General features: G+C 48.2%; 13 protein-coding genes. 9 read left to right on the forward strand and 4 right to left on the reverse strand.

Annotated elements, in window-relative coordinates; all coding sequences use genetic code 11:
• The first annotated feature begins 10 nt into the window (after positions 1-10).
• The 7 genes from lpxD (at position 11) to prmA (ending at position 7,171) form a co-directional block, all read left to right on the forward strand.
• On the forward strand, positions 11-1,063 hold the full coding sequence (gene lpxD / locus F4X88_10695; GenBank protein ID MYA56754.1) for a UDP-3-O-(3-hydroxymyristoyl)glucosamine N-acyltransferase: 1,053 nt from the start codon (positions 11-13) through the stop codon (positions 1,061-1,063).
• Between the two features lie 175 nt (positions 1,064-1,238).
• Positions 1,239-2,087 (forward strand): hypothetical protein, encoded by an 849-nt coding sequence (locus F4X88_10700; GenBank protein MYA56755.1) that lies wholly within the window; start codon positions 1,239-1,241, stop codon positions 2,085-2,087.
• Entirely contained in the window at positions 2,036-3,304 is a 1,269-nt protein-coding gene (locus tag F4X88_10705; protein ID MYA56756.1) for an RNA methyltransferase, read from the forward strand. The genes F4X88_10700 and F4X88_10705 overlap by 52 nt, the downstream gene beginning before the upstream one ends.
• A gap of 119 nt (positions 3,305-3,423) precedes the next feature.
• Positions 3,424-4,170, forward strand: coding sequence for a geranylgeranylglyceryl/heptaprenylglyceryl phosphate synthase (locus F4X88_10710; protein MYA56757.1), 747 nt, complete (start codon positions 3,424-3,426; stop codon positions 4,168-4,170).
• 18 nt (positions 4,171-4,188) lie between these two features.
• Positions 4,189-5,085, forward strand: coding sequence for a nucleotide exchange factor GrpE (gene grpE / locus F4X88_10715; protein MYA56758.1), 897 nt, complete (start codon positions 4,189-4,191; stop codon positions 5,083-5,085).
• An 18-nt stretch (positions 5,086-5,103) separates the two neighbouring features.
• Positions 5,104-6,225 carry a molecular chaperone DnaJ gene (gene dnaJ, locus F4X88_10720; GenBank protein ID MYA56759.1) on the forward strand — a complete coding sequence of 374 codons (1,122 nt, stop codon included), beginning with the start codon at positions 5,104-5,106 and terminating at the stop codon, positions 6,223-6,225.
• 49 nt (positions 6,226-6,274) lie between these two features.
• Positions 6,275-7,171, forward strand: coding sequence for a 50S ribosomal protein L11 methyltransferase (gene prmA, locus F4X88_10725; protein MYA56760.1), 897 nt, complete (start codon positions 6,275-6,277; stop codon positions 7,169-7,171).
• A gap of 7 nt (positions 7,172-7,178) precedes the next feature.
• Here prmA and F4X88_10730 read toward each other — a convergent pair whose 3' ends face one another.
• Together F4X88_10730 and F4X88_10735 are read right to left on the reverse strand one after the other, a co-directional pair.
• Complete coding sequence (locus tag F4X88_10730) at positions 7,179-7,454, reverse strand: hypothetical protein (protein MYA56761.1); 276 nt, start codon at positions 7,452-7,454, stop codon at positions 7,179-7,181.
• Between the two features lie 19 nt (positions 7,455-7,473).
• Positions 7,474-8,304 carry a PIG-L family deacetylase gene (locus F4X88_10735; protein ID MYA56762.1) on the reverse strand — a complete coding sequence of 277 codons (831 nt, stop codon included), beginning with the start codon at positions 8,302-8,304 and terminating at the stop codon, positions 7,474-7,476.
• 111 nt (positions 8,305-8,415) lie between these two features.
• Between F4X88_10735 and F4X88_10740 the strand changes: the two genes are divergently transcribed.
• The gene (locus F4X88_10740; protein MYA56763.1) at positions 8,416-8,883 is read left to right on the forward strand and encodes a hypothetical protein; all 468 of its coding nucleotides are present in this window, start codon (positions 8,416-8,418) and stop codon (positions 8,881-8,883) included.
• A 10-nt stretch (positions 8,884-8,893) separates the two neighbouring features.
• Here F4X88_10740 and F4X88_10745 read toward each other — a convergent pair whose 3' ends face one another.
• Positions 8,894-9,715 carry a class I SAM-dependent methyltransferase gene (locus F4X88_10745; GenBank protein ID MYA56764.1) on the reverse strand — a complete coding sequence of 274 codons (822 nt, stop codon included), beginning with the start codon at positions 9,713-9,715 and terminating at the stop codon, positions 8,894-8,896.
• A gap of 26 nt (positions 9,716-9,741) precedes the next feature.
• Positions 9,742-10,710, reverse strand: coding sequence for an SMP-30/gluconolactonase/LRE family protein (locus F4X88_10750; protein MYA56765.1), 969 nt, complete (start codon positions 10,708-10,710; stop codon positions 9,742-9,744).
• Between the two features lie 276 nt (positions 10,711-10,986).
• Here F4X88_10750 and F4X88_10755 point away from each other — a divergent pair, with 276 nt between their 5' ends.
• Positions 10,987-11,937, forward strand: coding sequence for a hypothetical protein (locus F4X88_10755; GenBank protein ID MYA56766.1), 951 nt, complete (start codon positions 10,987-10,989; stop codon positions 11,935-11,937).
• The last annotated feature ends 165 nt before the right edge of the window (positions 11,938-12,102 follow it).

Here is a 12,102-nt window from a genome sequence, read left to right on the forward strand (position 1 = left end):
ACACGGTTAAATGTGTATGAAACTCAAGGAAATTTGTGAACGCTTGGATGGCGATCTTTCTGGGGACGGTGATATTGAAATTACAGGCGTTTCTGGAATCAAAGAGGCACTCCCAAGTCAGATTACCTTCGTTGCTAACCCGAAATACCTCGCTGCCATAGCGACAACACAAGCAGGCGCCATTATTATTGGTCGCGGTGTCAACGGTAACGGTAAGCCTACCATCTGTGTTGAGAATCCCTACTGGGCTTTCGTCAAAGTTATAGAAATGTTCGCGTGGGACAAAAACGAACGCGCACTTCCCGGGGTCCATGAAACCGCAATTTTAGGAAAAAACGTTAAACTCGGTGAGCGCGTTTCTATCCAAGCGTTTGCCTATATCGCAGACAACGTTGAAATTGGAGATGATACCGTTATTCAGCCGTTTGTTCACATTGGTGAAGGCACCAAAATCGGCTCCGATGGTCTAATTTATCCACATGTCAGTATTCGAGAAGAAATAATTATCGGCGACCGAGTGATCATCCACTGCGGCGCGGTGATTGGCAGCGACGGTTTCGGATTCGCGCCCGTTAGCAACCGACACCACAAAATCCCTCAAATCGGAACTGTAGTCATTGAAGACGATGTTGAAATTGGAGCGAATACTACCATTGATAGAGCAACCCTCTCCGAAACACTTATCAAACGCGGCACCAAATTGGATAATCTCGTCCAAATCGCACACAATGTTGTTATCGGAGAAGATTGTTGTCTCGCCGCGCAAGTGGGTATCGCTGGCAGCACGACGATCGGGGACCGCGTAAATATCGCTGGGCATGGCGGCGCAGCAGGACATCTGACACTCGGCGCAGACAGTGTCGTTTATGCCAAATCCGCAGTTACAAAGGACATGCCCGCTGGCAGTCATCTGTCTGGATTCCCCGCACGTCCTCACAAACAGGAACTCCGGATTCACGCGGCGACTCGGAAATTGCCAGAACTGCTCCCCGAATTCACGAAACTCCAAAAACGGGTTGCGGAACTGGAAGCGAAGCTTCAAGAACTGGAGGATAAATCGTAGGCAGATCACCGAAAACAGAGACTTCAATTTTTTTCGGTTTCTATGCGAACCTTCTTTTTCCACTGTATCTCCTCTCTTTCAAGCAACACTATAGTCGGTGTGCTGGCAGTATGGAACGCATCTCGGTATCCGTTATCCCTAACAGATTATCCTTCAATGCTCACGATCAGAAAAAATGAAGACATTGATCGCGTATGTTGAGTTGGCGCGTCCACTTAACGGAATCATCGCCTTCATCTCTGCATGGCTCGGTGGAATGTTTGCCAGCCAAGGTAACGTGGAACACCTCGTCGATATCCGACTGCTGTTGGTTTCCGTTGCTGCGCTTGTTGTGATCTCTGCCGGAAACGCCATTAACGATTACTGTGATTACGACATCGACCGAATCAATCGCCCACGGCGACCGCTCCCTTCTGGACGCATTCGGCGTTCCAATGCCCTAATTTTTGCAATCATCCTTACGGCAATCGGCATCTATCTGGGAACCCGTATCAACAGAAATTCGACAGCCATTGCTATCCTCGTGTCGGTCGCCCTTGCAAGTTATGCTTTTTGGTTGAAACGCACCCCTTTTGTCGGCAATTTAGTCGTCAGTGGATTAACGGGTTTAACCTTCATTGCTGGCGGTGTAGCGATAGATTCGGTGCAAGGCACACTCATTCCAGCAATCTTTGCCTTTTTGTTCACAACGGCGCGGGAAATCGTCAAAGACCTTGAGGATACGGAAGGGGACGAGAAAAATAACGCGAAAACGCTTGCGACCCTTAACCCACGGATCGCAGTCTGGGCAGCCATCGGTTTCATGGCATCTGTTATTTTGTTTAGCCCCCTCCCTTATGTATTCGGTTGGTATTCATGGCACTACTTGATTGTCGTTTTCATCGGTGTTGATGTGGTACTCATCGGTTTGGCAATTCGTCTGTGTCAAGATGCTTCCAAAGAGAGTTGTGCATCCATTCAACGTTGGATGAAATGGGATATATTCGTCGGACTCGGCGCGATCTATCTCGGAACGTTTTTATGATAAACTACGACAAGGTCATCGTTTTCTTAGAGAAGGAGAGCTCAGCGGCAGATGCCGTTTCCCGTTTTAAGCAAGCGTATCATACCTTCTGTAAAACGGATACATGGTCCCCCGCATATCAGGTATTTGTCACAGGTTGGCAGCGGCTTGACGGGGTTATGTTGTTAGAACCGGAGGACACGTTTGACAATGGCTACCGAGTTCATCTCACAACGACAACGGAACGAAGTTTGAGAGAACTCCTCCTCGCCTTTCCGAGACGCTATACAGGGCTGTTTCATATCAACGAAAAATGGATAGAAAACAGAATCCACGATGTTGTAGAAGGCGACGTAATTCAGACTGATACAGGTTCCTATTATCGGGGTATCAAACGCGGCAGCAGCACCAGTGCGGAACAACGAACCGTCACAAAACGGAAGGATACAGTCGTATCGCACATTCACAAATTGGCCTCTTTGCGGGGGAAACTTGAACACTCCGAATTTATTGTCGAAGGTCCTCTGATAGTAGAAAGAGCCGTCACAGATGGACTCCCAATTAAAACGATTCTCTATACGACCGGATTTGTGGCAACCCCCGAAGGGAAAGTTTTGCTCACGCGGGCAGCATCAGAAAACCTATCTGTTTATCAGGTCAATGATGGCATGATGGGTTCAATTACGACAACACGGCCCGTGCCATCCATAATCGCTTCGGTTCATCTCAGCTATCCGAACTTCCTTTCGGCATCCGGAAGTCTCAATTTTCACTGTAGTCCAAGATGTGTATTGCTCATCGCAGAGAATATTGGAAATCCTGACAATCTTGGAATGACGTTACGGACAGCCGACGCAGCGGGCGTATCCGGAGTCCTCTTGAGTGATAGCGGCGCGAGTCCTTTTCATAAAAACTGCATCCGTGCTTCCCGAGGGGCAGTCGGTCGCTTGCCTTTATTTTTTACACGAGACATCTGCGATGCGATTGATGCACTCCGTGTCTCAGGTTGGCAAGTGTTGGGAGCCACAGCGAGTGCCACAAACCAACTGCATGAAATGGAATTTATACGCCCCACGGCTATCGTCGTAGGTAACGAGAATACAGGGCTCTCTGCTGATGCCCGGGACTGCTGCCCCCAATTAGTTCGCATTCCCATGGCATCAGGGCAATCATCACTGAATGTAGGTGTCGCGGCAGGTATTCTGCTCTATGAACTCACGCGACACCACAGAATTTGACAAATCGACATAAATATGATAGAATTTTTAAGGTAACTGATGCGCTATAAGTCCCCACTATCAGAAAGGGCATAGCATTTAAACCGATATTTAGCATAGTCAAAGAAGGAAAATCGCATTTGAGATCGAATTGGGTTCTTAACTACTTTCACGAGGTATTGAAAAAGCACCATGCTGGTTATTTCGTTCTAATTGATCCGGAGCAGTGTGAAATTGGAAGATGCGTTAAACTTGCAAGCGAAATAGAGGCGGCGGGGGCAGACGCGATTTTGCTCGGTGGCAGTTTTTTAACGAGCGATTTGCACCACGTCGCGAAAGCCCTTAAGCAGGAAACAGAACTCCCACTGGTGTTATTTCCGGGCGATTCGATGCACCTCACTCCGCATGCCGATGCGATTCTGTATATCAGTCTCATAAGTGGACGCAATCCGAACTATCTCATTGGCGAACAGGTCAAAGCGGCACCGCGGATACAACGTTACGCGCTTACCCCCATTCCAACGGGCTATATGCTGATTGAAGGCGGCAACAAAACCGCAGTTGAATTTATGAGTGGCACAATGCCCATCCCACGCGATAAACCCGATATTGCGGGACCGCACGCATTGGCTGCCCAGTATCTCGGTATGCAAATGGTATATCTGGAGGCGGGGAGTGGTGCTGAACACTCCGTTCCAGAAGCGATGATCACAACAGTGAAAAATCAAATTAGCATCCCACTCATCGTCGGTGGAGGCATCCGCACACCAGAAATTGCTGCACAGAAGGTAGAAGCAGGGGCGGATTTCATCGTTACAGGGAACATTCTCGAAGAAAACGGATCCCTCGAACTGATGCGGGAATTTGCTAACGCCGTTCATGACTAAAATGGACGACTCAAACAAATGTGCTTTCCAAGCACACCTCAAGAAGGACAGAAGGACTTCATTATGGCTGAAGTGAAAGAAATACACATAGAAACAGAAAAAGAGACAGAAACGGAAGCATCTACTGATAGCACTTCCAGCACTGGTAAAGAAAAAACAATTGCCGAACGAATGCGAGAAATCGCGGAGACGGCACTTGATACAGTCAAATCGGAAGTAAAAAAGGAGATAGAAGAACGCATCGCGCCTGTAGAAAAAACAGCTGCCAACCTCACCTCCGAAGTCAAAGAAGAAGTTGAAGCGATCGTGCAAAGGGTGCGCGAGCAATACGAAGCAGAACGCGAAGACTTATTGCACACAGAAATCGAAAAAGAGGTAGAAACCGCTGTCCAACAGGTCCATGAGGAATATAAAGCGGAACGCGATCGTCTTCTACGCACAGCAGCAGAAGCTGAGAATACCAAAAAACGCCTGCAAGTGGATTATCAACGGCAACTCAAATTCGCCAATGAGGGAATTTTAGAAGGAATGATCCCGGTCCTGGACAGTCTGGAAGCCGCGATCAAAAGTACAGCAGAACAAGGCGAAACGAGCGATGCGTCGCACGCCTTCACGACCTTCAACGAAGGCGTGCAACTCGTTCATAAACAATTCTTAGATGCCCTCAGAATCCACGGACTAACCTCCATTGAAGCAGTTGGTGAAATGTTCGATCCAAATCAGCACGAGGCACTCTTGGTCACAGCATCGGACGATGTCCCAGAGGGAAAAATTATTGAAGAATTTCGGCGTGGCTACATGTTGCATACCCGTGTTCTACGCGCCTCTCAAGTTGTCGTCTCCCAGGGACCCGCCGAAGAAGACGCATCAGACGACGTGTCGGATGATACAGATGCTACTGATACTACCGAATAGCGACAGGAAGGACAATATATGACGCAAAAACGCGACTATTATGAGATTCTGAACGTCAATCGTGATGCCGATGCAGACGGAATAAAAAAGGCGTATCGCAAACTCGCCATACAATTCCATCCGGACAAAAATCCGGGCGATAAAGTCGCCGAAGATAAATTTAAGGAAGCCACAGAGGCGTATGAAGTCCTGCAAGACGCTGAGAAACGGGCCCGTTATGATAGGTTCGGGCACGCAGGACTGGAGGGCATGGGAACTGACTTCGGAGACCTTGGGATAAACCTTGACGACGTTTTCGGTGATGTTTTTGGCGACCTCTTTAGTGGATTCGGTAATCCGCGGCGTTCCCCCAAACACGGACGCAGTTTACAATACAACCTTGAGGTAACACTGGAAGACGTTATCCATGGCAAGGAAGTCACAATCCAAGTGCCACGAATTGAATCGTGCCCTACCTGTGAAGGCAGTGGTGCGAAAAAAGGCACACGGCCTACACGGTGTCCGCAATGTCACGGCAGGGGTCAAATCAGTCAATCACAAGGTTTTTTCACAATGTCCCGAACGTGTCCGAGATGCCGGGGAGAAGGCACCATTATTACAGAGCCTTGTCAGTCCTGCAACGGAAGAGGCGTTGTCCGGAACACGCGTGAGCTTAAGGTAAATATTGAAAAAGGCGTTGATACAGGCTTCAAGTACCAACTCCGCGGTGAAGGCGAAATCGGTATAAACGGGGCACCCCCGGGTGATTTGTTTGTTGTCATTAATGTCGAACCCCACGAACGTTTTCAACGGGATCGCAATGACCTGATTACATCCGCCAAAATCTCGTTTGTCCAAGCCACCCTCGGTGGGAACATTGAAGTTGATAGTATCGATGGAAAAGAGGAATTGCACATCCCGCCGGGTACACAGTGGGGTTCACACCTCCGTATTCCTAACAAGGGGGTGCCACATTACAGACGCTCCTATTCAGGGGATCTGGTCGTGAGAGTAGAGATCGAAACACCAAAGCATCTCAGCACGGAACAGCGAAGAAAGTTAGAAGAATTTGCGACACTGCGTGGAGAAGACCACCAGAGCGAACACGGCGGATTCTGGGATAAACTGCTCGGTAGACATGATGACGAAGACCCCGAATAGAATCTACCGGTCCGTAGGGGCTGGGGGATAAGGTAGAAACGTGGTAAATATGGACTGGGTAAGAATCACGGTAACGACCTCTCAAGAGGCATCAGAAGCCGTTGCGAACCTTCTCTTTGAATTAAAGGCAATCGGCGTTGAGTTCAAAGAGAAGAAGGCATCCACGGTAGACCTCATTGCCCATTACCCTTTAGATGACCGAGTTGATGCCCGGACGCAGAAATTGCGCGACTTCCTTACGGAGCTGCCAACATGGGGTATCCAACCACACCCAGCGACGATTGATCTAAAACATGTCAAATCCGAGAAATGGGAAGAGGCATGGAAAGCCGCCTTCCCACCACAACGTGTTGGCAACAGGATCGTCATTGCCCCGACATGGAGTGAGATCTCCGACAACAAAACGGAAATCTTGATTCAACTCGATCCGGGCATGGCATTCGGGACAGGTTACCATCCCACCACACGACTTTCCCTCGAATTATTGGAACGCACCGTCGATCCACATCATCACGTTGCTGACATCGGGACGGGTTCGGGTATCTTAACAATTGCTGCTATCAAGTTAGGGGCGGCACACGTTGACGCGATTGAAATTGATTCGACAGCTCTCCCCGTTGCAGCAGCCAATTTTCAGTCAAATCGTGTGGCATCGCAGGTGTGTTTATCTCAAGGCGATGGACTCAAAGGAAGCGCAAACAGATACCATCTCATCGTTGGTAACATCTTAACGAAGGCAATTCTCCCAATGATTCCGTTCTGCGCACAACGGCTCTATCCCGATGGAATCGTCATTTTTTCTGGGATTTTAGAGACTGAACTCGCGCACGTTAAGTCGGTTTTAGAAGCACATCAGTTTCAATGTCTTGACATCATCAGTGAAGCAGAAGATAAAGTTACGTGGATAGGAATCAAAGCCATCCTGAGTCCCGCCGATAGGTCGTAGCCCTGTTTCACTTACTATCTTGTGCTTGCGGGTCCTCGTTAGACAACCCGTGGCAGAGGTTGCACCGACCGAGATTGAGATGCGGCATCGTTGGTGATTTTTCATCGCCTCTTAAGTGACACTTCAGACACTCAACCGCTTCCTCTGAACCGCGATGCACCTCGATATTAGAACGGGCGGGTGCAGCATTAAAAAAAAGAATAACCATCACAATCGCAAAGATAAGACCAATAACGCTGACAATAACAAAAAGCGTTCTGGGACTGGCTTGTTCCGTTGGCATAGCGTTAAAATGAAACTCCTTACTTGAAAAACGGAAAGAGGGTGGGGATATTTTCTGGGGTGAGTGCGGAACCGTATTCGCATCCCTCAAATGCCTCAGCATACTTGATTTGCGCTCCCACTTCTTCACCATAGAGTGCTATTAGCAAATCTCGATGCTTTTCAGCAACATCTCGAAAACGATTTAGCAAGCGTTCAGCGAGCCAAGCACGCCGTTCCGAGGCACCCGTAGGGACGGTATCTAACGATCCACTGTTGTAAGGCAGCCACTCGTAAAACTGCGATACGTGACAGTGGAGCATATCAATCTTCTGTTCAACGACAGCATCAATACCAACAACGACATCGGGTGCGAACGGATAGGGTTTCATGAAACCATCGCTCAAATAAGCGATAACAGGGTTTTTCTCCAAATGCGGTGTGAGGGCACAGATGTTCGGCACAGTCACCATGTATGCCGCGTCTTGAACCAAGGTTGACGTATACCGATGGTCAGGGTGATAATCGTTGGGTCGGTGGGTTATAATTAAATCTGGCTGGAATTCACGAATCGTGCGAATAAGCTTATATCGGTTTTCTAACGTCGGCATGAGTTCGCCATCGTGATTGTCCAATAACGCATATTCAATACCGACGACTTCAGCGGCGGCTTGTGCTTCTCTATATCGCCGCTGCGCCAAAGGACCGCCACCCATTTCGTGATGCCCCGCATCGCCGTTCGTAACAGAGACAAATTGAACGCGATGCCCCCGTTGGACATATAAGGCAGCGATACCTCCCGCTTTAATATCACAATCATCGGGATGTGCACCGAAAACCAGAATATTGAGTGGCGTTGTTTGCGAATTTATATCAGAAATCTGTTCAGTTGGCATTTTTAGGTGTCCTTTGAAAAATCGAAACCGGGCATCGAAACCTTCATTTTTACTTTAGCATTACACAGAAATAGCGACGATAAAATCATGAAAAACTGGAAAGTTGAAGTTTACTATAAACCTGAAGTCCCCGATACCGTTGGACAAGGTATTCTTGAGGATATAACCGATCTTGGTATCAATGGCATCGATGCTGTGCGTACAGCTACAGTCTACTGGCTCGAAGGATCCCTCGAGGCAGAAACGATTGACCGAATCGGCACTGAACTCCTCGCTGATCCCATTACACAAGCTCACGCCTTTGGCGCTGAAAATGATACCGACACAGACTGGACCCTTGAAGTCCAATTCAAGCCCGGTGTTACGGACGCAGTCGGTGATAGCACCGTCAAAGGCATCACAGACTTAGGGATTGCGGGCATTACCGCCGTTCGCACGGGAAACAAATATTGGTTCACTGGGACGCTAAATGCGGAAGTGCTTGAGACGATCGCACAACGGCTGCTCATGAACGAGGTTATCCAAACATTCTCTTACCAAGCACCCAAATTGTGAAACGCACGTCCTAACTCGCATACACTCGGATCACCGTGCCTAAATGGAATCGAACCAAGGCAGCAGTCGCGGCTTGACGAAGTGCGAAACCGATTCCTGCTGTTGGGCTAACGCGTCTCGGTTTCCCCAATGTAACGTCCTGAAAGCCGTGCTTCCGAAGTAATTTCGGTAAGGAACGCGCGGAAAAATAGTAGAGATGATCGCGCGGGTGGACATAGGGCCACTCCGCTTTCTGAAGGCGACTCTGCAAACCTTCACCGTTCGGGACTTCAATGACAAGGGTCCCTGTCTGAGGCTTCAGAATCCGACGTAACTCGCTGAGGAGTGGATTTAACGCCGGGATATGCTCCAATACATGGTAGAGTGTAATTGCGTCGAAATAGGCAGTTGGAAAGTTCGCATCAAAGACCTCCCCACACTGCACATCTAATTGATGTATCTCTTGCGCGAAAGTAATACCGCTCTTGGAGGGATCAACACCGTGCGGTTCCCAACCTCCTTCGCGTGCAAGATGCAGAAACGTCCCAATACCGCATCCTACATCCAAAAGTCTCCCCTTATCCTGACGGTGTTTCTCTAACTCAGATAAACGCTCCGTCATCTGTAACCATTCCATGCTATCCGTATGGATGCGTGCTACTTTATCCGGCGGATAGTAGGTCTCAATATACCCGTCTTCAAGCGTCTCACAATTGATTCTGGGGTTGACATAACGCAAGAAACACCGCTTGCAGACGACCACCGATAAGGTGTCCTTACTAAACAGTTCTTCCGTTTCATCCCCTTCACAAATTGGACAGTTGATATGTTCGAGATTGTCTACTTCCATCATCCTGTAGGAGGGATTTGTAATCCCGATTAAAAATACGGAACTCCCTGAGCCTCCACATAAACTGCGTAGAGAGACTGGCTCCCCATCATAAACAATCTGTTTCTCTTGACCCCACCGAAGCAGAGGTTTGCACAAATTTCTGGGAGATGAATTTGCCCGATACGTGTTCCGTCTGGTGCGAAGACATGCACGCCATCGTATCCATCACCAACCCATCCCGCACTCGCCCACAGGTTTCCATCGACATCACACCGAATACCGTCAGCAATACCGGGCGATGTATCACAGAACACCTCTTGTTTGCCTAACCGCTCGCCATCTATGACATCATAGACGAAGAGATGCCGCGGGGTTCCCTCTTTATGCGTAACCCCCGTATCCACGAGATAGAGTTTTTCATAGTCGGGTGAAAAGCAGATACCGTTCGGTTTTTCAAGTTCATCCGTCGCGACGGTTGCTTCTCCCGTATCAGGATTGAGACGATACACGCAGGTCGGCAACTCAAATTCGGCTACATGTCCTTCATAGTTGAGCATAATACCGTATCCGGGATCGGTAAACCAGACATGCCCATCGGGATGGACAGCGACATCATTCGGTGCGTTGAGCGGTTTCCCGTCAAAGCTATCCATCAGCACGGTAATTGTCCCGTCGTATTCAGTGCGTGTGACGCGCCGTGCCCCGTGTTCGCAACTGATGAGCCTGCCCTGCCGATCGCGGGTGTGTCCGTTGGTATAGTTCGAGGGTTTGCGATAGACGCTCACGTCGCCAGTGGATTCTTCCCATTTCAGAATCCGGTTGTTCGGAATATCGCTCCAGAGCAGATACCCACCATCGCCGAACCAAGCAGGTCCCTCCGCCCAACGCGAGCCTGTCCATAACCGTTCAACGACAGAATTCCCGATTGTATATTTCCCGAAACGGGGGTCTAATGCCTCAATTGCGGGGTCCGGATAGCGGACAATTGAATCATCCCATTTTCTTTCTGTACTCATGCAAGTCTCCTTAAACAGCAAAACACTTTCGATTTCTGCAAATAGTATATCATAAGTAGAAGAGATGTCTATAGGAAAATGTTTGCGTCTTCGTCTCCAAAGTTGTGTATGAGGATGGGTTTGGTGTTAAGGAATTCCCATAAGAGATGCAGAGGAATACATTACCTTCCTTGAAGCACAATACCATCTCTGGCCGAGCGAAACAACATTACGGACACTGGAAACCTTGCGAAAGGAGAAAGCAGAAGGCGTACGAATCATTTTCAGGAGTGAAAAATGAAAAATATCTTCACCTTACCTCTACTCAGAATTTTGAGATTTTATTTCGTATGCAGCCTCGGTCTGTGTCTCTTTCTTGGCTGTGGAGATATAGAAGATAAGGAAACAGAAGCAACGGAGCCCTTCAATTCAATCGTAACACCCAACTTACCTGTTGACAGCCTCCAAGAAACGGAACCCATCTTATTACGCGTTAAATCCATCTATAAACAACTCACCTCTCGGGAAATGCATATTCCTCTCAACTGGGAGACGGAAAAAGACCCAGTCTTACGCGCTGCATACACCCGTTTCTTGCTCAGTAGAGGGAACATAGATATTCCTCCAAACTGGCACGAGACAACGGATCCTATCTTACATGCCGAATATGAACGTGCCCAACTCATTAGACAGTTCGGGGACATACCGCAGGTTCACATTCGGGCAGATTTCCATCTGCTAAGTCCCTTAGGCGTAAAAACGGTAACACGTGAGACATTCATCGCATATTTTGAGGCACAATATTTTCTCTTCCCGAACGAAGTCAATCGGCGTGCCCTTGAAGATGCCAAGAAGCCAGAACCAATTGGGGGACTTGAGCTGGATAAACTGAGAAAAGAGGACCCTGAAGCATGGGCTAAACGCTATCGCGCTCAACTTATTGCAGAGCTCGGGGATACGCCACAAGTTAAGGTCGTTGCGGATTTTATACGCAAATTGGAACTGGGGTTACCGAGAACCGATGCAGAATGCCACACTTTTCTTCAGGCATACAGCCAAACGAGAGGTTTAGCAGCAAAGCAAGAGTTTATATTTCCACTTGATGAAGAATACGCTTTTCTTGAAGCACAAGATCAATTGAAAATTAAAGTGAATGAATTAACACGGCTCAGACTCACACAATTCCGAAAGGCAAAAGCGGAGGGAATTCCATTCCATCTCATGGATCGGATTGATGATAATGCGTAATTCATTTTCGATCAAATTGATGAGGAATTATGTATCCTTTATAATTGGGTGACATTCTATTCCTTTCTCCTACCTGCGGGGCCTCCTGCATAATTAGCAACTCTTAGAGATACTAAAGTTTGGACAATTTTAAGAATTAAGGTGTTTGAAAGCAGAAAAGCAGGT

The organism is Candidatus Poribacteria bacterium (assembly GCA_009839745.1).
Classification (GTDB): Bacteria; Poribacteria; WGA-4E; order WGA-4E; family WGA-3G; genus WGA-3G.